Source organism: Mesorhizobium sp. B2-8-5 (assembly GCF_006440675.2).
GTDB lineage: Bacteria > Pseudomonadota > Alphaproteobacteria > Rhizobiales > Rhizobiaceae > Mesorhizobium.
Genome location: NZ_CP083951.1, coordinates 3,110,729 through 3,131,506 on the forward strand (window position 1 = coordinate 3,110,729; position 20,778 = coordinate 3,131,506).

The 20,778-nt window shown below is 64.3% G+C and carries 18 protein-coding genes; 16 read left to right on the forward strand and 2 right to left on the reverse strand.

Going from position 1 to position 20,778, the window contains the following annotated elements; translation table 11 throughout:
- The first annotated feature begins 3 nt into the window (after window positions 1-3).
- From FJ430_RS15115 to FJ430_RS15160, 10 genes are all read left to right on the forward strand, one after another.
- Window positions 4-1,065 (forward strand): ABC transporter ATP-binding protein, encoded by a 1,062-nt coding sequence (locus FJ430_RS15115; RefSeq protein WP_140706559.1) that lies wholly within the window; start codon window positions 4-6, stop codon window positions 1,063-1,065.
- Between the two features lie 35 nt (window positions 1,066-1,100).
- Window positions 1,101-2,189 carry a Gfo/Idh/MocA family protein gene (locus tag FJ430_RS15120; RefSeq protein WP_140706557.1) on the forward strand — a complete coding sequence of 363 codons (1,089 nt, stop codon included), beginning with the start codon at window positions 1,101-1,103 and terminating at the stop codon, window positions 2,187-2,189.
- A gap of 60 nt (window positions 2,190-2,249) precedes the next feature.
- On the forward strand, window positions 2,250-3,164 hold the full coding sequence (locus FJ430_RS15125) for a sugar phosphate isomerase/epimerase family protein (protein WP_140706555.1): 915 nt from the start codon (window positions 2,250-2,252) through the stop codon (window positions 3,162-3,164).
- Window positions 3,165-3,225: 61 nt separating this feature from the next.
- On the forward strand, window positions 3,226-4,170 hold the full coding sequence (locus FJ430_RS15130; protein ID WP_140706553.1) for a substrate-binding domain-containing protein: 945 nt from the start codon (window positions 3,226-3,228) through the stop codon (window positions 4,168-4,170).
- Window positions 4,171-4,215: 45 nt separating this feature from the next.
- Window positions 4,216-5,235, forward strand: coding sequence for an ABC transporter permease (locus tag FJ430_RS15135; protein ID WP_181175454.1), 1,020 nt, complete (start codon window positions 4,216-4,218; stop codon window positions 5,233-5,235).
- Between the two features lie 2 nt (window positions 5,236-5,237).
- Window positions 5,238-6,014: an ATP-binding cassette domain-containing protein gene (locus tag FJ430_RS15140; protein ID WP_140640041.1), complete on the forward strand. Its 777-nt coding sequence runs from the start codon at window positions 5,238-5,240 to the stop codon at window positions 6,012-6,014.
- Window positions 6,015-6,018: 4 nt separating this feature from the next.
- Window positions 6,019-7,200 (forward strand): aldose 1-epimerase family protein, encoded by a 1,182-nt coding sequence (locus FJ430_RS15145; RefSeq protein ID WP_140706549.1) that lies wholly within the window; start codon window positions 6,019-6,021, stop codon window positions 7,198-7,200.
- Between the two features lie 67 nt (window positions 7,201-7,267).
- The gene (locus tag FJ430_RS15150) at window positions 7,268-8,353 is read left to right on the forward strand and encodes a fatty acid desaturase family protein (RefSeq protein WP_140706742.1); all 1,086 of its coding nucleotides are present in this window, start codon (window positions 7,268-7,270) and stop codon (window positions 8,351-8,353) included.
- Window positions 8,354-8,398: 45 nt separating this feature from the next.
- A complete protein-coding gene (locus FJ430_RS15155) occupies window positions 8,399-8,713 on the forward strand; it encodes a MocE family 2Fe-2S type ferredoxin (RefSeq protein WP_140706547.1) in 315 nt (104 codons plus the stop codon).
- A gap of 29 nt (window positions 8,714-8,742) precedes the next feature.
- Complete coding sequence (locus FJ430_RS15160; RefSeq protein WP_140706545.1) at window positions 8,743-9,546, forward strand: 3-methyl-2-oxobutanoate hydroxymethyltransferase; 804 nt, start codon at window positions 8,743-8,745, stop codon at window positions 9,544-9,546.
- Window positions 9,547-9,559: 13 nt separating this feature from the next.
- Here FJ430_RS15160 and FJ430_RS15165 read toward each other — a convergent pair whose 3' ends face one another.
- Both FJ430_RS15165 and FJ430_RS15170 read right to left on the reverse strand, forming a co-directional pair.
- Window positions 9,560-11,056, reverse strand: coding sequence for an HAL/PAL/TAL family ammonia-lyase (locus FJ430_RS15165; RefSeq protein ID WP_140706543.1), 1,497 nt, complete (start codon window positions 11,054-11,056; stop codon window positions 9,560-9,562).
- A complete protein-coding gene (locus FJ430_RS15170; protein WP_140706541.1) occupies window positions 11,053-12,054 on the reverse strand; it encodes an ornithine cyclodeaminase family protein in 1,002 nt (333 codons plus the stop codon). Before FJ430_RS15170 ends, FJ430_RS15165 begins: the two co-directional genes overlap by 4 nt.
- Window positions 12,055-12,165: 111 nt before the next feature.
- Here FJ430_RS15170 and FJ430_RS15175 point away from each other — a divergent pair, with 111 nt between their 5' ends.
- The 6 genes from FJ430_RS15175 to FJ430_RS15200 all read left to right on the forward strand — a co-directional run bounded on the left by FJ430_RS15175 (window position 12,166) and on the right by FJ430_RS15200 (window position 20,740).
- A complete protein-coding gene (locus tag FJ430_RS15175) occupies window positions 12,166-13,608 on the forward strand; it encodes an MFS transporter (protein WP_140706740.1) in 1,443 nt (480 codons plus the stop codon).
- 280 nt (window positions 13,609-13,888) lie between these two features.
- Window positions 13,889-14,875, forward strand: coding sequence for an ABC transporter permease (locus FJ430_RS15180; RefSeq protein WP_140706539.1), 987 nt, complete (start codon window positions 13,889-13,891; stop codon window positions 14,873-14,875).
- 89 nt (window positions 14,876-14,964) lie between these two features.
- Window positions 14,965-15,990 (forward strand): sugar ABC transporter substrate-binding protein, encoded by a 1,026-nt coding sequence (locus FJ430_RS15185; RefSeq protein WP_140640028.1) that lies wholly within the window; start codon window positions 14,965-14,967, stop codon window positions 15,988-15,990.
- 78 nt (window positions 15,991-16,068) lie between these two features.
- Window positions 16,069-18,192 carry an ABC transporter permease gene (locus FJ430_RS15190; RefSeq protein ID WP_140706537.1) on the forward strand — a complete coding sequence of 708 codons (2,124 nt, stop codon included), beginning with the start codon at window positions 16,069-16,071 and terminating at the stop codon, window positions 18,190-18,192.
- A complete protein-coding gene (locus FJ430_RS15195) occupies window positions 18,189-19,244 on the forward strand; it encodes a hypothetical protein (RefSeq protein ID WP_140706534.1) in 1,056 nt (351 codons plus the stop codon). Before FJ430_RS15190 ends, FJ430_RS15195 begins: the two co-directional genes overlap by 4 nt.
- Window positions 19,244-20,740, forward strand: coding sequence for a sugar ABC transporter ATP-binding protein (locus tag FJ430_RS15200; RefSeq protein WP_140706532.1), 1,497 nt, complete (start codon window positions 19,244-19,246; stop codon window positions 20,738-20,740). Before FJ430_RS15195 ends, FJ430_RS15200 begins: the two co-directional genes overlap by 1 nt.
- Window positions 20,741-20,778: the final 38 nt, after the last annotated feature.

Here is a 20,778-nt window from a genome sequence, read left to right on the forward strand (position 1 = left end):
GACATGGCCGACATCGTTTTCCGCAATGTCACGAAGCGCTACGGCAGCACGCTTGCCGTCAACGATGCTTCCTTCACCGTCAACGACAACGAGTTCTTCTGCTTCTTCGGGCCGCCGCTGTCCGGCAAGTCGACGATCCTGCGCCTGGTGCTGGGATTGGAAGCGCCGGATCAGGGCGAGATCCTGATCGGCGGCAAGCCGGTCAACAGCGTCTCGCCGGCCGAGCGCAACGTCGCCATGGTGTTCCAGAACCTGGCGCTGTTTCCGCATATGAGCGCGCGCGACAATGTCCGCTTCCCGCTGGTCGAGCGGAAGGTGGCCGAGGCCGAGATAGAGAAGCGGCTGGCCGACGTCGCGGCCAAGCTGCACATCGGCCACATCCTGCACAAGCCGCCGGCGCAGCTTTCCGGCGGCGAGCGGCAGCGCGTGGCGATCGCGCGCGCTTTGGTGCGCGACCCGGCAGCCTATCTGATGGACGATCCGATCTCGGCGCTCGATGCCAGGTTGCGCGAAGAGACGCGCGTCGAGCTGAAACGCATCCAGCGCGAGCTCGGCAAGACGCTGATCTATGTCACGCATGACCAGGAGGAGGCGATGTCGGTCGCCGACCGCATGGCGATCCTGGAAAATGGCCGGATCCGGCAGATCGGCGCGCCGGCCGAGATCTACGATCGGCCGGCAAGCGCCTATGTGGCGCGCATGCTCGGCTCGCCGATGATGAACATCCTGCCGTCGGTGCGCGGCGTGGGTGGGATCGAGGCTGCTGAAGGGACAATACGCATCACCGGTGCCAAGGCGCCGGCCGAGGCGATCGAGATCGGACTCAGGCCGGAAGACCTCAAGGTCCGGCCCTGGACGGACAACGGGACGGTGGAAGGCCGCCCGGCGCGGGTGTTCGAGGTCGAGCCGCTCGGCGGCTACACCGTGGTGACGCTCGCGGCAGGGCAAGCGCGGCTTAGGGCACTGCTGCGCGGCCAGCCCGATATCAGGCCGGATGCGATGGTGACGATATCCTGCGAGCCGGGTCGCGTGCATTATTTCGGCCAGGATGGAGGCGCGCTGTGACGGCGGCCGCGAGGAAAGAATTTTGGGAGGAAGAGATGGCAGGCAAAGGCTTCGAGCCGGACGTCAAGGTTCGCACCAGGGATTACAAAATCGGCTGCGTCGGCGCCGGCATGATCATGGCCGAGTGCCATCTGGCGGCTTACAAGGAAGCCGGCTTTCCGGTGGTGGCGATCGCCTCGCGCACAAAGGCGAATGCTGAGAAGGTCGCCACCCGCTGGGACATTCCGACCGTTCACGACACGCCCGAAAAGCTGATCGAGGATACCAACGTCGACATCATCGACCTGGCATTTCCGCCGGACCAGCAGCCGGCGCTGATCCGCCACGCGCTGAAGCAGAAGCATATCAAGGCGATCCTGGCGCAGAAGCCCCTGGCGCTGTCGGTCGAGGAAGCCGTCAAACTACGCGACGAGGCGGCGAAGGCCGGCAAGATCCTCTCGGTCAACCAGAACATGCGCTACGACCAGTCGATGCGCGTGTTGAAGCAGATCATCGACAGCGGCGCGCTCGGCGACATCGTCTTCGCGCAGATCGACATGCACGCGATCCCGCATTGGCAGACCTTCCTTCAGGGCTACGACCGGCTGACGCTCGCCAATATGAGCGTGCACCATCTCGACGTGCTGCGCTTCCTGTTCGGCGATCCGGACGAGATCACGACGCTTACGCGCAAGGACCCGCGTACTCAGTTCGACCATTCCGACGGCATCACCGTGTCGACGCTGCGCTTCCCGTCGGGTGTGCTTGCCGTGTCGCTCGAGGACGTGTGGTCCGGCCCGCGTCAGGACGGCTACAAGGACGACCAGCACATCAACTGGCGCGTCGACGGCACGAAGGGCGTCGCCAAGGGCACGATCGGCTGGCCGACCGGTGCCGCCTCGACGCTGACCTACGCTTCGGCCGAGACGACCGGCGGCGAATGGGTGAGCCCGAGCTGGGAAACGATGTGGTTCCCGCACGCCTTCATCGGCGTCATGGAGCAGTTGCAGCACGCGGTGAAGACCAGCACGCCGCCGGCGCTCTCCGTCGCCGACAACGTCAAGACCATGGCGCTGGTCGAGGCAGGCTACCGCTCGATGGCCTCGGGCCGCACGGTCAAGCTCTCCGAAATCCCGACAAACTGAATCAACCCAATCAACTGAAATTACTGGCAACTGAATCGCTTACAGGGAGGAATTCACATCATGATGCAGGCAGGTATTTTCACGGGCTATTTCCCGTACGGCCTCGAAGAGACGGCGCAAAAGATCCGCGGCCTCGGTTTCAACACGGTGCAGCTCGATCTGCATTTCAAGGATGTCGACCTGTCGGCCGGCCAGATCACCAAGGACAAGGCGAAGAAGGTGCGCGACACCTTCCGCGACCATAACCTGCCGGTCTGCTGCGTGTCGGGCTATACGAACATCATCCACCCGGACAAGGCGGAGCGCGAGAAGCGTGTCGGCTATCTCAAGGAGATCATCCGCAACGCCCGGCATTTCGGCTCGCCTTACGTGATCTCGGAGACCGGCACCTACAACACCGAGTCCGACTGGGTGCATCACCCGAAGAACAAGACCGAGGAAGGTTTCGAGGAATGCCGCAAGGTGATCGCCGACCTTGCACAGACGGCTTACGACCACGGCGCGGTGTTCCTGCTCGAAACCTATGTCAACAATGTCGTCGGCTCGGTCGAGGAAACGGTGAAGATGTTCGCGCAGGTCGACCATGCCGGCCTTGGCCTGCTGATGGATCCGACCAACTATTTCGAGACCCACAACATCGACCGGATGGACCAGATCCTCAACCAGGTCTTCGACACGCTGACCGACAAGATCAGAATAGCCCACGCCAAGGACGTGAAGCGCTCGGGCGACGACAAGTCCGAGAAGCATGCCGATATCGGCGACGCCGACGCGATGGAAAGCCACACCTTCCGCGGTGTCGGCGAAATCGAACTGCCGGCGCCGGGCCTCGGCTCGCTGAACTACGACCTCTATCTTCAGCGGCTCGCCGAAAAGCATCCGAACATCCCGATGATCATCGAGCATCTGTCGGAAGACGACGTGCCGCGCGCCAAGAAGTTCCTCGACGGGAAGCTGCGCGCCAGCGGTCTGTGAGATCGCAGGGCGCCGCCCGTTCCGGAGCGGCGCCCGCATTTGCAAGATAGGAGGAAACGAGATGTTGAAGTTTGGATTGAAGCTGGCGGCCGCGGCCGCCGTGTTCGCCAGCGTCGCGTTCGGCTCGGCGGCGCAGGCCGCTGACGGCCAGAAGACGTTCTATCTTTTGTCACATGGCGGCCCGTCCGACGCGTTCTGGATCGACTGGAACGCCGGCGCGACCAAGGCCTGCGACCAGCTCAAGGTGACCTGCAAGATCTCTTTCAGCGGCGGCGACATGGCGGCCCAGAAAGAGGCTTTCAACTCGGCGCTGGCCGCCAAACCGGACGGCATCGCCACGACGTCAGCGCAGCCCGGGCTGTGGACCGAGGAAGTGAAGGCCGCCAAGGCTGCCGGCATACCGATCGTGTTCTTCAACACGGACGACCCGGCGACCGGCCGCCAGGCCTATGTCGGCGCCGACCTCAAGGAAGCCGGCGCCATCTGGGCGAAATATCTCGTCGACCGCAAGATGGTGAAGCAGGGCGACAAGGTGTTCCTGCCGGTCGAGGTTCCGGGCGCCAGCTACCAGCAGCTCGAGACGGAAGGCATCGCCGGCGTCTTCGATCCGCTTGGCATCAAGTATGACGTGGTCGACTGCGGCACCGATCCGGCCGGCATCATCGCCAAGATGACCGACTACATGGTCGCCAACAATCCGCCGGCGATCATCGCGCTGGGCGACTCCGTGGCGGCCAGCGTCAAGCGGGTGTTCGACGGCGCCGGCATTCCGGCCGGCAAGATCCCGGTGGTCGGCTGGGGCAATTCCAAGGAGACGGCGCAGGCGGTGAAGGACGGCTTCGTCAACGCCGCCGCCTGGCAGTATCCCTCGGCGCAAGGCTTCATGCCTGTCGCGCTGCTCGGGCTTGCTGCTTCGGGCGAGCCGATCGGCTACGACATCCACACCTTCGGCCTCTACGACGCCTCCAGCGTCGAGCCGATCCTGAAGCTCTACGACAAGAAGTGAGGAACTGGCGCCCGCCGCGTGAACGGCGGGCGCCACGCAGCAAGCATGGTTCAACAGGTCATGGCAGTCACCGCGGAAGACGGCGCACGAGGGGCAAGGAGCAGGTCGAGGCTGATGCGCTCGCCGCAATTCTCGTCTTTCGTCATTCTCATCATGCTTCTCGTGGTGTTCGGCGTCGCCGACAGCAATTTCCTGTCGCCGCTCAACATCTCCAACATGATGGCGTTCCTGCCGGAGCTCGGCATCATCGCGCTCGGCATGACGCTGCTTCTGACTGCCGGCGAATTCGACCTGTCGGTCGGCGCGGTGTTCGGCCTGGCGCCGGTGGTGGTGATGCTGCTGGTGCAGAACGCCGGCGTCGATATCGGCGTGGCGCTGCTGGCCGGACTTTTGCTGTGCATCGTCATCGGCGCGATCAACGGCGTGATCGTCACCAAGATCGGCATCTCGTCCTTCCTGGTGACGCTGTCGATGCTTTTGATCGTGCGGGGTGCGGCGCTCTACATCACGCAGGGCTTTCCGCTGAAGTCATGGGACCAGCCCGGGTTTTTCGTCACGCTGCTCGCCGGCAGCTTCAATGTCGGTTCGTTCCGCTTCTACACCTCGCTGTGGTGGTTCATCGGCCTGTCGCTGCTTGCGATCTACATCCTGCGCTACGCCAAGCTCGGCAACTGGATCAGCGCCATCGGCTCCAACCGCAACGCGGCGGTGGCGCGCGGCGTGCCGGCCGACGCGGTCAAGATCTGGCTGTTCGTCCTGACCTCGGTGCTCGCCGGGCTCGCCGGCATGATCAGCGCCTTCCGCATTTCGGCGGCTTCGCCGGTGGCAGGAACCGGCTATGAGCTCGAAGTGATCGCCATGGTCGTGGTCGGCGGCACGGCGCTGACCGGCGGTCGCGGCACCATCCTCGGCACCATCGTCGGCGCGCTGATGCTGCGCGCGATCCGCAACGGCATCGTGCTCGTCGGCGTGCCCGGGCTCGCCTACAACATCTTCGTCGGCGTCATCATCCTCGCCATGCTCATCCTGCACGCACTGCTGCAGAAAAACGCCGCAAGGAGCTGATGATGATGCAGGAAGTGCTCCGGCTGCAGAATCTGCAAAAATCCTTCGGCAGCGTGCGCGCGCTGAAGAATGCCTCGCTGACGCTCAAGGAAGGCGAAGTGGTGGCGCTGCTTGGCGACAACGGCGCCGGCAAATCGACGCTGATCAAGGCGATCTCGGGCGTTTTCCCGATCGATCGCGGCGACATCTATGTGCGCGGCGAAAAGGTCTCGATCCGCTCGACGCGCGAGGCGATGGACCTCGGCATCGAGACCATCCACCAGGACACATCGCTTGCGCCGGACCTCAGCATCGCGCGCAACCTGTTCCTTGGCCGCGAGCCGGTCAATCTCAAATGGCTGGGCGTCTTCGCGCCGCTCGACCTCGCCAAGCTGCGCAATGCTGCCTCAGCGCTGCTGAAGCGCGTCGGCATCTCGAAGAAGCTCGACGCCGACGCGTTGGTCTCGACGCTTTCCGGCGGCGAGCGGCAGTCGATCGCGATCTCGCGCGCCATGCAGTTCGCCGCCAAGGTGATCATCCTCGACGAGCCGACCAACAATCTCGGCGTCGAGGAAACGCATGGCGTGCTGCGCTTCGTCAAAGAGATGCGCGAGGCCGGGCATTCGGTGCTGTTGATCACCCACAACATCCACCATGTGTTCGAGGTCGCCGACCGCATCATCGTCATGCGCCGCGGCGAGATCGTCGCAGAGCAGACGGTCGCCGACACCGATCTCTTGACGGTGGAAAGCCTGATAACCGGCGCCGACCTGTCGGCCCTGATGAAAAGGGCGCAGTGACGGCATGGTGAAGCTCTACGAACAAACGCTTTCGCGCCGGCAGGTCGCCGAACGCTCCGGCATGCTGTCGCAATTCGCCGGGGTGCGGCTGATGACGCTTGGCGACGGCGTCGAGCGTGGCATCCGCATGCTCGAGTTCCGCACCGGCTCGGGCCTGCGCTTCACCGCGTTGGTCGACCGCGCGCTCGACATCGCCGATTGCGAGTACAAGGGCCAAGCGATCGGCTGGCATTCGCCGAGCGGGTTTCGCAACCCAGGCCTGCACGATTATGAAGGCGAGGACGGCTTTGCCTGGGGACGGTCCTTCTCCGGCCTGCTGGTCACCTGCGGCCTCGACCACATTCTCGGCCGCAACGAGGTGCCGGCCGAAAACTACAATTATCCCGGACGCAAGACCGTGACGCATTCGCTGCATGGGCGCATCGGCACCATTCCGGCGCGGCTCACCGGCTATGGCGAGGCCTGGAACGGCGACCGCTGCGTGCTGTGGGCGGAAGGCATCGTCCAGCAGGCGAGCGTGTTCGGCGAGGATCTGCACCTCATCCGCCGCATCGAGGCCGATGTCGGCGGCAGCGAGATCCGGCTCTCGGACCGTGTCGTCAATCACGGCTTCCACCGCACGCCGCATATGTATTTCTACCATGTCAATGTCGGGCATCCGTTGCTCGACAAAGGCTCGCGCTATTTGGCGCCGATCCGCGACGTCGTCTGGGCCGCGCATGCCGGCGAGCGTTACGAGGCGCAGAAGATCGGCTACCGCACCATGCCTGAGCCACAATTCGGCTTCAGCGAGCAGGTCTGGCAGCATGAGCTGGGCGCCGACGCCACGGGCGAGGTGCCGGTGGCTGTCGTCAACGACCGGCTCGGCCTCGGCTTCGAGGTCGTCACCCGCAAGGACCAGTTGCCTTGCTGTTACGAGTGGCAGAATTTTCAGGCTGGGCAGTATGCGCTTGGCATCGAGCCGTCGACGCACCATGTGCTCGGCAATCTCGCCGCGCGCGAGCGTGGCGAGATGATCTGGCTGGAGCATGACGAAACCCGTGCCTATGACGCGGTGTTCCGCGTTCTCGACGGCAAGGAGGCGATTGCTGGCGCTGAACGCAGGATCGCGGCCATCGCCCGCCAGCCCGAGCAGGATTATCCTCAGCCGTCCGGCAATTTCCCAAGACTGGCGGGCAGGGCATGAGCGCGACAATTATCCATAGCAAGCCCTCCGGCCGGCGGACCGGATTTGATTGGAGACCGATGTGACGATGGCAAACAAGCGCGACTACAGCCTTGTCGGCGACAGCACCCGCCGGGCGATCGAGACCGGACTTGCCTCGGCCGAGTGGTATCACACCGACGTGGCGCGCAAGACCATGAAGGAATTGATGCAGCGCTCGGACGGGCCGGCGATCCGCGACACCATCATCTGGATCGCCGCGATCCTGGGCTCGGCCGCCGGCATTGTCTGGTTCTGGGGCACCTGGTGGGTCGTGCCGTTCCTGTTCGTCTATGGCGTGCTCTATGGCTCTTCGAGCGACTCGCGCTGGCACGAATGCGGCCATGGCACTGCCTTCCGCACGCGCTGGATGAACGACGTCGTCTATCACATCGCTTCGTTCATGCTGATGCGCAATCCGGTGCAGTGGCGCTGGAGCCACGCACGCCATCACACCGACACCATCATCGTCGGCCGCGACGCCGAGATCGCGGTGATGCGGCCGCCGGATCTCATCAAGGCGGCTTTGGCCTTCACCGGAATCCTCGATTTCCGCTATTCGTTGCCGACGCTGGTGCGCCAGGCCTTCGGCACATTGTCGGACGACGAGAAGAGCTACATCCCGGAGATGGAGCAGCACAAGGCGGTGACCGCGGCGCGCTGGCATATCGCGGTCTATGTTGCGACGATCGCTGTCGCGATCGTGCTTAAATCATGGATACCGCTCGTATTGATTGGCCTGCCGCGCCTCTACGGCACCTGGCACATGGTGACGACCGGTCTATTGCAGCATATCGGGTTGGCCGACAACGTCACCGACCATCGGCTCAACACCCGCACCGTCTATATGAACCCCATCAGCCGGTTCATCTACTGGAACATGAACTACCATGTGGAGCACCACATGTTTCCGATGGTGCCCTACCACGCGCTGCCGAAACTGCATGAACTGATCAAGCACGATCTGCCGGTGCCGAACCCGTCGATGTGGCACGCCTATCGCGAGGTCTGGCCGGTGCTGCTCAGGCAGCTGAAATATGAGGACTATTATCTCAAGCGCGAATTGCCGCCGACGGCAAAGCCCTATCGCGGCGAATTTCATGATCTCGACATAACGGCCGCGGCCGCCGAATAGGCGTGGCGCAGCAATCCAGAGAAAGACGATGGCCGGAGAGGGACGATGGCGGAGTGGGTCGAAGCATGCGCGATCGGCGATGTGGACGAGGAGGATGTGATCCGCTTCGACCATGGCGGCCGTACCTTCGCGATCTACCGCTCGCCGGATAATGATTTCTTCGCGACCGATGGGTTCTGCACCCATGAAAAGGCCCATCTGGCAGACGGGCTGGTGATGGACGACATCATCGAATGCCCCAAGCACAATGGCCGCTTCAACTACAAGACCGGCCAGGCCAAGGGCGCGCCGGTCTGCGTCGACCTCAAGACCTATCGGGTCAAGGTCGAGGCCGGTAAGGTGATGATCGATATCGGCTGAAAGCCGTCAGACAAAAACGGGATGTACCGATGAGCCGAAAGAGACCGACCGTTGCCGATCTGCGCGCCATGAAGGGCAAGCGGCAGCTTACCATGCTACGCGTGCTGACGCTGGAGGAAGCCGAGGCCGCCGAACGGGCAGGGGTAGACATCGTCTCGGTGCCGCCGGAACTGGTGCTCAATCCGCAATATCGCGATGCCGCGCCCAGCCTCTTCACCATGCCGGGCGACAATTTTTTCGAGATCGGCACCACCGACGATTTCGTGCGCTGGTCGTTCCGGCTCTACAAGGCCGGCGCCGACGCGGTCTATTGCAGCGCCGGCTACGCCACGATCAAGCGGATGGCCGACGATGCCATCCCCGTCATCGGCCATGTCGGGCTGATCCCGTCGCGCGCCACCTGGACCGGCGGCTTCAAGGCGGTCGGCAAGACTGCCGATACGGCCATGCAGGTGTTCGAGGCGGTGAAGCAACTGGAGGCCGCCGGCGCCATCGGCGCCGAGATCGAAGTGGTGCCGGTGGAGGTGGCGAAAGCGATCTCCGAGCGCACTTCGCTGATCATGCTGTCGATGGGCGCGGGTACGGGCTGCGATGCGCAATATCTGTTCGCCGAGGATATTCTCGGCACCAATCGCGGTCACATGCCGCGCCATTCGAAAGTCTACCGCAACTTCGCCGCCGAATACGACCGGCTGCAGGCGGAACGTATCGCGGCGTTTTCGGAATATATTGCCGACGTCGACAGCGGCGCCTATCCGGAAGACAGGCATATCGTGCACATGGACCCGGACGAGCTCACCCTCTTCATGAAGAAGGTGGACGCAAAGTCCTGATCCGCCGCGAGCTTCAGCCTGCAGCTGGTAAACCTCGCCAGATTCCGCTGGCGAGGACGGCATAGAGCGCCTCGGAATCAATGCCGAGCGGTCTGTCTTCCTTGAGTGTTGCCACATGCGAGCGCACGGCCGCGTGGATGGCGGCGGTGGCCGGCGCCAGCACCAGACCTTCGCGCAAATCGACGGCCTGCGCCGCCGCCATCAGTTCGAAGGCAATCAGCCGCCGCCACAGCACGGTCATCTCGGCGCATTTGGCGACAGCGAGCGGCGTCTGCGTCGCGTGATCCTCGACGCCTTCGGACACCGGCAGGAAATCGAGCATCACCGGATTGGCCTTATGACGGATCGCGGCCAGGATAGCCGTCACCGTTTTCTGCAGCGGGACGAAGCCCGCCGAGGCGCCGCCGATCGGCGAAAGATATTTCGGCAGGCCGTGGCGGGTTGAGCCGGTGAGCTGGATGAAGCGCGCGGCTGACGCCGCCGCGCATTGCGCGATCGCCAGGCCAAGCGTCTCGAAGGCGAGCGCCAGCGACGCGGTGTGGAAGTTGCCGGTCGACATGACCAGCTCATCCTCGGCAAGCACCAGCGGATTGTCGGCGGCGGCGTTGAGCTCGATCTCGACCGCCAGCCGCGCATGGTCGATCGCCTGGATCAGCGCGCCATGGATCGAGGGCATGCAGCGGATCGACAGCGGATCCTGGATCGTGGTCGGTGCCGGCGCTTCATCGCGCGCCAGCAGGTCGCGCAGCGCCTTTGCCGCAAGCTGCTGGCAGGCGCCAGGGCGTGCCTGGTGCTGGCGCAGATCGAGGATGGTGCGGTTGGCGCCAATACCTTCCATCGTCAGCGCGCCGGCCTGCTGTTGCTGTTCGAGCGCCGACAGCGCATCGGTTAGCGCCAGCGCCCCGGTGCCGGCCGAAACCGCCGAGGCGTTGATCAGGGAGAGGCCGTCCTTCGGCGAGAGCGTGACGGGCGCAAGCCGGGCCATCATCAGCGCCTTGGCGGCAGGCATGCGGCGGCCCTGGTATTCCGCTTCGCCTTCGCCGATCAGTACCCTGGCGATCGCCGTCATCAGCAGGAGGTCGCCGGCGCCGATCGAGCCAAGCGATGGCATCACCGGATGCACGCCGGCATTGAGCGCCTCGACCAGCGCCGTGAACACGCGCGGCGACAGGCCAGAGCCGCCGGAAGCGAGCATCGCAAGGCGGGCGAACATCGCCGCCCGCACCGCCGGCACGGGCAGGGCCTCGCCGACGGCGGCGCTGCGGCCTTCGATCAACTGGCGCTGGAAGGCGCTCGCGTCGCCTTCGACCGCGGTGACGAGATTGGCGCCGAGGCCTCTGTTCAACCCGTAGATCTGCTGGCCGCCGGCCGCGGCGGCATCGAGGACCTGGCGTGCCTTGGCGAGCTTTTCGAGGACGGCAGGCGTGACCTCGACCTTGCAGGCATTGCGCGCGGCGGCAACCACATCCTCGATGCTGACGCCGGCGCCGGTGAGAACGAGCGGGCTCATGCGAAGCGCAGCCGCTGGCCGATGCCGTTTTCGCCGGCCTTGGCGAGCATGGCCTTGCCGAGCGCAATGTCGGAGAGCGAGAGGCCGCGATGCCAGAACAGGATCGTCTCGCCATCGCTTTGCCGGCCCGGCTTCAGGCCGGCCGCGATCTGGCCCAGTTCGGCGTGGAGCGTCGCCTCGCTCAGCCGTCCCGTCTCGACATGGGCGCGCAGCGAGCCGAACTTGCCGCCCTTGCACTGCCCCCAGTCATCGACGACGATCTTTTGCATGATGTCGGTGAGCGACAGTTCGACGGCGCTCATCGTGCCGTAGGGCACGACCAGCGCGCTCCGCTTGATCCATTCGGTCTTGAGCAGCGGCTGCGGCTCCGGCAGCCGCGAGGCCTCGACCACGATATCCGCGCCTTCGACGCAGCTTTTCCAGTCTGCCACGGCCAGGACCGGCTTGCCGAGGTCGGCGGCCAGCTTCGCGGCGAAGGCGTCGCGGCTTTCCGGCCGGCGCGAATGGACGCGGATCTCGTCGAAGTCGAAGAGATGGTCGAGCAGGCGCACATTCCAATAGGCGGTGCCGCGCGCGCCGATATGGCCGAGCACCTTGGACGACTTCTTCGCCAGGTGCCTGGCGCCGATGGCGGTGACGGCGCCGGTGCGCATGTCGGTGATGACGGTGGCGTCGAGGATGGCGCGTGGCGCGCCGGTGCGCGGATCGAAAAGGTTGAGGATGCCGAATTCCGACGGCAGGCCGTGCTTGTAGTTGTCGACATAGTCGCCGACGATCTTCACGCCGGCGGCGTCGAGCGGCGCCACATAGCCGCGCAGCACGTTGAAGTGGCCGTGGAAGGACGGGTCGGGCTCGAGATGGACGCGCGGCTCGATCACAGTCCGGCCGTTGCCCTGCGCGACGAGCCCGGCTTCCACGGCGCCGATGATCTCGGCGTCGGTCATGGCAAGCGCTTCGATGTCGAGAGCATTGAGGTAGTCGATATAGATGGGCTTCATGCGTTTTCCTCGGCCACCCCGGGCTCATCCATAACAGGCGAAACGGCGACACGGAAGTTTGTTGGATAAGCTCTGGACTGGACCACGCTTATGCTGTTCAACCAGCGCGTCATGACCAGCATCCCCGACAACGAAGACGTGTCCCGGCCGATGGATTCCGCAAGGCAGTCGCGGCGCGTCGCGCTGATCGTGGCGGTCGCCTTCTTCATGCAACTGCTGGATTCGACGATTATCTCGACCTCGCTGCCGCAGATGGGGCAGTCCTTCGGCGTGCCGGCGGTGGCGATGAGCATCGGCATCACTGCCTATATGCTGACCATGGCGGTGTTCGTGCCGCTGTCGGCGTGGCTTGCCGACCGGTTCGGCGCGCGCAACATCTTCCTCGTGGCGATCGCGCTGTTCACGCTGGCCTCGATCGCCTGTGGCTTTTCGCGAAGCCTGACGGAGTTCGTCGCGGCCCGCATCGTGCAGGGCCTTGGCAGCGCGCTGATGACGCCGGTGGGTCGTATCCTGGTGCTGCGCAACGCCGAAAAGTCGGAATTGCTCAACGCCACGGCGCTGATCACCTGGCCCGCCCTGTTCGCGCCGGTGGTCGGTCCGGTGCTCGGCGGCTTCATCACCACCTATCTCTCCTGGCATTGGAACTTCTTCATCAACGCTCCGCTGGGGCTGGCCGGACTTGCGCTGGTCGCCCGGTTCGTGCCGGGCGATCGCGTATCCGAGGCGAAGCCATTCGATTGGCCGGGCTTTTTCCTCACCTCGCTCGGCCTTGCGGTGATGCTTTACGGGCTTGAACGCCTGGCGCATCCCGAGGACGGCTTGCTGCCGACGATAGGCTCCATCGGCATTGGCATAGTGATCGGCTGGTTCGCCGTTCGCCACCTCTTGCAGGCCCGGCATCCGCTGCTCGACCTTTCGGCCTTCAAGATACTGACCTTCGCGATCTCGACGCTTGCCGCGGGCACGGTCTTCCGTGTCGCGATCAACGCCACGCCCTTCCTGCTGCCGCTGCTGTTCCAGGTCGGCTTCGGGCTGCGTCCAGTCGATGCCGGTCTGTTGGTGCTGGCCTATTTCCTCGGCAATCTCGGCATGAAGACCGTGACCACACCGACGCTGAGGCGCTTCGGCTTTCGCACCGTGATGGTGGTGAACGGAGCGATCGCATCGCTGGCGATCATGGCTTGCGGCGCGATCTCGCCGCAGACGCCGCTGGCGCTGACCGTCGCGCTGATGCTGGTTGCTGGCCTCACGCGCTCGATGCAATTCACCGCCCTGAACACGCTTGCCTTCGCCGATATCGGCGCGCCGCAGCGAAGCTCGGCCGCGACGCTCTCCAGCATGCTGCAGCAGATAGCGATGCTGTTCGGCGTGGCGATCGCGGCGGCGATCCTCAATTTGTCGCAGATCGTCAGGGGCGAAGCCGTGCCCGACCTTGCCGACTTCAGAATCACCTTTGTCTCGATCGGCCTGCTCGGTCTCGCCGCGGCGATGCGCTTCCTGGTCCTGCCGGCCAATGCCGGGGCTGAGGTTTCTGGCCATTCGACGAACAATTGAGGTCGCGCCGGTCGCATTTCGCGGACTTAAATTGCGCCGGCTCCGCTGCCGTCGAACGGGCTCTTCCGCCGACCGGGCTATCGGCGCAACGGATAGCCAAAAGCCCAAGAGTTTCCGGCTATTGCGCCAGTTTCGGCAATCGATGCGTCCATTTGGAAAATAGTTGGAGAGGCGCGGTTCTTGAACGCGGATTCATTTGACGAGCCACTGTTGAGCCGATTAGCTTTCGGGCGGGATGGGAGCCGACACGGCCTTGCCATCGGGGCGAAAGACATAAGCGATGAATGCGATCGGCTGGCCGGACTGGAGGCGCCTTAATCAGGAAGGCATCGTCTTTGCCATCGCCATCCTGCTGTTCGCCGCCGCTGCGCTGGGCCTGCCCGGATTCCTGACAGCCGACAATCTGGTGGCCATCGTCCGCTCGGTCTCGGTGCTTGGCATTCTGGCACTCGGCATGGCGGTCGTCATCATCGGCCGCGGCATCGACCTGTCGGCGGTGGCGATCATGGCGATGTCGGTCGCCTGGTACCTGCAATTGCTCAACACCGGCACCTCGGACGGGCTCGCCTTCGTCTATGTGCTGGCGGGCGTGCTCGCCATCGGCCTGCTCAACGGCTTTCTCGTTGCCTATGCCGACGTCCCGGCTATATTCGTCACTTTGGCCACCGGCTCCTTCGTGTTCGGCTATGTGCGCTCGCAACTGATCACCCAGGATGCCGTGCCGGTGCCCGGGGGGCACTGGGTCGAGCTGCTCGGCGGCGTCCGCTTCCTCGATATTCCGGTCGAGGTGTTCGTCTTCGCCGGGCTGGCCTTCCTGGTCTTCCTGTTCCTGCGCTACACCAAATGGGGCCGCTTCATCTATTTCGCCGGCGACAATCCGGTCGCCGCCCGCAACATCGGCGTCCCGGTGCGGCCCATGCTTGTGCTGCGCTATGTGCTGTCGGCTTTCGTGGCCCTGATCGCCGGCCTGCTGACGGCGGCCAGCCTGCATTCGATCAACACCCGCATCGTCAATTCGACGCTGCTCTACGACATCGTGCTGGTTGCGGTGATCGGCGGCATCGGCCTTTCGGGCGGCAGGGGCGGGGTGCGCAACGTGCTGGTGGGAGCGGCGCTGATCGGCATCCTGCTCAACGCCATGACCATCATCGACATTCCGCTGCTCTACCAGAACCTGATCAAGGCGGCGATCCTGTTAGGGGCCATCATCGTCGACGGCATCATCAATCCGCGCGACGAACAGACGGCGCAACAAGGCGACATTTAGAGCAGATGGGCTAGCCCATCTTGCTCTCGGGGTACCCGGAGCGATCGCGATGATCGGCCGGCAATGAAAACCGAACCAGAGGATGTGACATGAAACTACTCAGAACATTGATGGCCGCCGCCACGGCGCTCGCCGTTACCGCCTTCGTGGCGCCGAGCTTCGCCGCCGACGATCCGGGTCCGGCCGCCTATGCCAAGTCGCTCAACGGCAAACGTGTCATGCTGGTGCCGCTGGCGATGGGCTTCGACCTGGCGCAGGGCTGGGCGCACTATCTGAAGAAGGAAGTCGAGGCCTGGGGCGGCACCTTCGAGACCCGTGACCCGAACTGGGTCGTGGATGCCGGCGCGCAGGCGATCACCGACGCCATCGCTTCGGACACGCGGCCTGACGTGCTCATCATCCATGCGCCCGACCTCAACTCCTATTCGAAGCTGATGAAGAAGGCGCAGGCCGCCGGCACCTATGTGCTGCTGGTCGACAATCCGGCCAACTTCCCGGCCGACGCCTTCGTCGGCAGCGACTGGGACAAGCTCGGCCAGCTCGAAGCTGAAGCGGCGATCAAGGGCTGCGGCGAGAATTCCTCCAAGAAGATCGGGCTGGTGCAGGGCGACCAGGCGAACTCCTCCAGCCTCTACCAGTATGCCGGCATCATGAAGGTGCTGGAGAAGCATCCCGACTTCCAGGTGGTGGCAAAGCCCGACTCGAACTGGGACGCGACCACCTCGCGCAACGTGACGACGACGATGCTGCAGCAGCACCCGGACATCTGCTCGATCATCGACTTCTGGGATGGCGACGCCACCGGCGCCTCGGCCGCGATCCGCGACGCCAAGCTCGACGGCAAGGTGTTCCTGGTCACCACCGGCGGCGGCGAGAAGGCGGCCGATTGCGACAAGCTCGTGGACGGCACCTATGGGGCCGTGGTGATGACCGATCTTGCCCGCCAGTCGGGCGACATGAACGCCGTCATCAAGTTCCTGCTGCAGAGCGGGCAGCCGGCGGGCACCTCGCACACCTATATCTACACGCTGGAGAAAGCGACGACCAAGGCCGACCTCAAGCCCGACAGCTGCTGGGACCTGAAGGCGCTGCAGGCCGAAGCGGCGGCGAAATAAGCAGCGCAGCCAGACAGCATCCGCGAGGTGGCCGGATCATTCCGGCCACCTCTTTCCCACTGATGACAGCAGCAGCCGATGAATTTTCGTGAACGCGTCCAGGCCTGGCGCTACAATCTCGTGCCCGACCATCTGGTCGGCGAGATCCTGACCAAACGCTGGACCGACAACGCCATACCTTTCCTGGCGCTGGTGGCGACGCTCGGCGTGTTCGGCTCGATCATTCCGGGCTTCTTCAAGCTCACCTCGCTGCAGGAATCGACCCGCCAGCTGGGCGAGTTCTCGCTGGTGGTCATCGGCATGACCGTGGTGATGCTGGGCGGCGGCATCGATCTTGCGGTCGGCTCGATCTTCGCGCTGTCCTGTTTCTCCGCCGTCTACGTCTTCTTCATCCTCGAACAGTCGATCTGGCTGGCCCTGGCGGCGGCACTCTGCACGGGGCTCGTCTTCGGCGCCATCAATGGCTACCTGGTCGGCTATCTCAGGCTGCGCGCCTTCCTCACCACGCTGGTCACCTTCATTTTCGGGCGGGCGCTGTTCGACATCCTCGTCACCACCTATGCCGCCGACGTGCAGCTTTCCCAGGCGAGCTCCGATGTGCTCGACTTCATCGGCGACGGCACGTTCTGGGGTCTGTCGGTCTCGGTCTGGCTGGCAATCATCCTCGCCATCGTCACGCATATCGCGCTGACGCGATCGCGCCCCGGCTGGCATGTGCTGGCGGTGGGCGGCTCCCGGCGCTCGGCGCATAATGCCGGCATCCGCGTGCGGCGCACCGTGTTCATGACCTATGTCTTCTCGGGGTTCTGCGCCTCGATCGGCGGCTTCCTGATCGCCTGCCGGTTGAGTGGGGCGGGGCCGGGCACCGGCCTCAATCTCGAGATCATGGCGCTGACGGCAGCGGTGGTCGGCGGCGTCAGCCTCGGCGGCGGACGCGGCTCTGTGATCAAGGGCCTGATGGGCGCCATCATCGTGCTCACCATGACCAACGGCCTGATCCGGCTGGGTTACGGCACCGGCACCAACCAGATGGTGCTCGGCATCCTGCTCGCGGTCGCCGTCACCATCGACATCCGCTGGCTGAAGAACCGCCACAAGGTGCTGAACGAGGTCTATGTCGCGCCGGTCTACCTCAAGATGGGTGAGACGCAGTCCGCGTCGCCCGGCTCGGGCACGCCTTACCAGCTCGACAATCGGCTGTCGGCGGCCGACCATATCGGGCTTGGCGAACTCGAAGGACCCGAAGACGTCATCGTCGACCGCGACGACCATCTCTATTGCGGCACGCGCCATGGCGAGATCGTCCGCTTCTTCGCGCCTGACTATGTGAAGTCGGAAGTGTTTGCCCATATCGGCGGCTTTCCGCTGGGCCTGGCCTTCGACAAGGAAGGCAATCTGATCAGCTGTGTCGGCGCCATGGGGCTCTATTCGGTCTCGCCGGAGCGGGACGTGAAGCGCCTGTCGGCCGAGACGACGCGCTCATGGACCTCGATCGTCGACGATGCGCGGCTGCGCGATCCCAACGATTGCGATATCGCGCCGGATGGCCGTATCTATTTCACCGATTCCACCAAGCGCTATGACGCCCACGATTGGGCCTTGGACTCGATCGAGAACCGCGCCACGGGCCGCCTTCTGGTCTACGACCCGAAGGACGGTTCGACCAAGACGCTGCTCGACGGCTATCGCTACACCAACGGCGTTTGCATGGCGCATGACGGCAAGTCGCTGTTCTTCGCCGAAAGCTGGGCCTGCCGCGTGCACCGCTACTGGCTGGACGGGCCTAAGGCCGGTACCGCCGAATGCGTCATCCGCGACATGCCGGGCTACCCCGACAACATCAACCGGGCTTCCGACGGCAATTACTGGATGGCCTGGCTCGGCATGCGCACACCGAGCTTCGACCTGTCGCTGCGCCACCCTGACATGCGCAAGCGCATGACGCGCCGCCTGCCGCAGGACGAATGGCTGTTCCCCAACATCAACACCGGCGGGGTGGTGAAGTTCAACGAGAAGGGCGGCATCGTCGAGACGCTCGGCGATCTTTCCGGCAACGCGCATCCGATGGTGACGTCGATGCGCGAGCACAAGGGTTATTTGTTCGTTGGCGGCATCCTCAACAACCGCATCGGGCGCTACAAGATCACCGGCGCGGATCCGAACTGGACGAGCCCCGCTTCCTATTGGGGAGGCAAGCTATGATCCTCGATCCGATCCTGGATGTCTTCCGCGGCAAGGCGGTCACCATACCGCCGCTCGACGGCGCCTTCCGTCCGAACACGCGGCTGGACGACGCGCCGGCCTTCGCCGAGCTGACCGAACCGGACAACCTACTGGTCGCCGACGAGCGGCTGCTCGCATCCAGCGGCAACGCTGTCCTGGCGGTTGCGGCCGATTCTGAGTCCGTCGTGGTCGAGACCTTTCAATCCCCCGTCACCGCGCTGGCGCTGTCACCAGCGGGCGAACTGACGGTCGGGCTGGAGAGCGGCAAGCTGCTCATCGCCGGCAAGGAGGTTTCGCTGCCGGCTGAAATCCGTTGCATCACCGCGCTTGCCTATGCCGATGACGGTACGCTTTGGCTGGCCAATGGTTCGGCACAGTATCTGCCGTCGCAATGGGCGGCCGACCTGATGAAGAAGGGCGCGTCCGGCTCGCTGTGGCGGTGCGGGCCAGGGGATGTCGGTTTCCAGAAGACCGCTGGCGGCATTGCCTTTCCTTATGGGCTTCACCCACTCGGCAGCGATGTGCTGGTGAGCGAAAGCTGGCGCCATCAGCTTGTGCGCTTTGACGGCTTGAGCGGGAGCCGGTCGACAGTGCTGACGCATCTGCCCGGCTATCCCGCGCGGCTCTCGCCGGCCGGCGACGGTGGCGCCTGGCTGACGCTGTTTGCGCCGCGCAACCGGCTGATCGAATTCGTGCTGCAGGAAACGCATTATCGCCAGGACATGATCGACCAGGTGCCGCCGGCCTACTGGATCGCGCCGGCGCTGGCCTCCAACCGCAGTTTTCTCGAGCCGCTGCAATGCGGAGGCATCCGCACCATGGGCATCCACAAGCCGTGGTCGCCCAGCCGCTCCTATGGGCTCGTAGTCAGGCTCGACCGGACCCTGCAGCCGCAATTCAGCCTGCACAGCCGCGCCGACGGCACGCGCCACGGCATCTGCAGCGTCGCGGAACAGGGCGGCCGCCTGTTCATCGCCTCGAAAGGCGGCGATTGCGTGCTTGCCGTCGACCTCGCTTCGGGAGGCTTCTGATGGAACCGATCGTCCGTCTCGAAAACGTCACCAAGACTTATCGCGGCGTGCCAGCGGTGAAGAATGTCAGCTTCGATCTGAGGAAAGGCGAGATCCACGCGCTGCTCGGCGAAAACGGCGCCGGCAAGTCGACGCTGACCAAAATCATCGCCGGCGTCGTCGACGCCACTTCGGGCAAGATGTTCCACAAGGGGCAAGAGATCGCTTACGCCTCGCCGCATGCCGCGCTGGAAGCCGGCATTGCCATGGTGTTCCAGGAGACCAGCCTGGTGCCGTCGATGACGGTGGCGCAGAACCTTTATCTCGGCACCGAGAAATTCCTCAACCGGCTGCGCGGCACCTACATCTCGGCGCAGCAATTCCTGCAGTCGCTGAATTTTCAGGTCGATCCGAACGCGATGGTGGCGACGCTTGGCGCGGCCAAGCGGCAGATGGTCGAGATCGCGCGCGCCGTCCACCACAATGCCGAGATCATCATCTTCGACGAGCCGACGGCGACGCTGACGCCTGAGGAGAAGCGCCATTTCTTCGCGCTGATCCGCCGGCTGAAGGCGCGCGGCGTGTCGATCGTCTTCATCAGCCATGCGCTGGAAGAGGCGCTGATGATCGCCGACCGCATCACCATCCTGCGCGACGGCGAACTGGTGATCACCGACGAGGCATCGGCCTTCGACCGCGACAGAATTGTCGCCGCCATGGTCGGGCGCTCGCTGTCGGGGCAGATCTACCGCCAGCGCGACGACACGAAATTGCGCAAGGCAGGCAAGAAGGTGCTGTCCGTGCAGGACATCTCGATGAGCAACATCGTGCGCAACAATTCCTTCTCGATCTTCGAGGGCCAGATCACCGGCGTGTTCGGGCTGATCGGCTCCGGCCGCACCGAGACCTTCAAGATCGTGTCGGGCATTTACAAGCGCGATTTTCGGCGCGGTGGCGCGATCGAGCTCGACGACAAGCCGGTGCGCTACCTCGTCCCGAGCGAGGCGGTGGCCGACGGCATCGTCTACGTCACCGAGGACCGCAAGAGCGAAGGCATCTTCGAGACGATGGGCATCGCCGAGAACCTGTTCGGCGGGCTGCTCGCAGCGGGCCGCGAAAAGGCCTGGGTGATCAACCAGCAGGAGATGCGGCAGCTTTCCGCCGAATGGACCAAGACGCTGAACATCAAGGCGATCAACGACAATGCTCGCGTCGTCGAGCTCTCCGGCGGCAACCAGCAGAAGGTGGTGATCGGCAAGGGACTGGTGCAGCAGCCGCGCATCGTCATCTTCGACGAGCCGACCCGTGGCGTCGATGTCGGCGCCATCGCCGAGATCCACCAGATCATCAACCGGCTGGCCGACGAAGGGCTCGCCGTCGTCGTCATCTCGTCCTACCTGCCGGAGATCATGAACCTTTCCGACCGCATCCTTGTCTGCCGGCAGGGCCGTATCGTCGAGGAGTTCTCGCCGGCGGAGGCGACGGAGGAGAAGATCATGTATGCGGCGGTTCATTAATTGTCAGGGCAAGGAATAATCGCATCGTTAGATCGAGC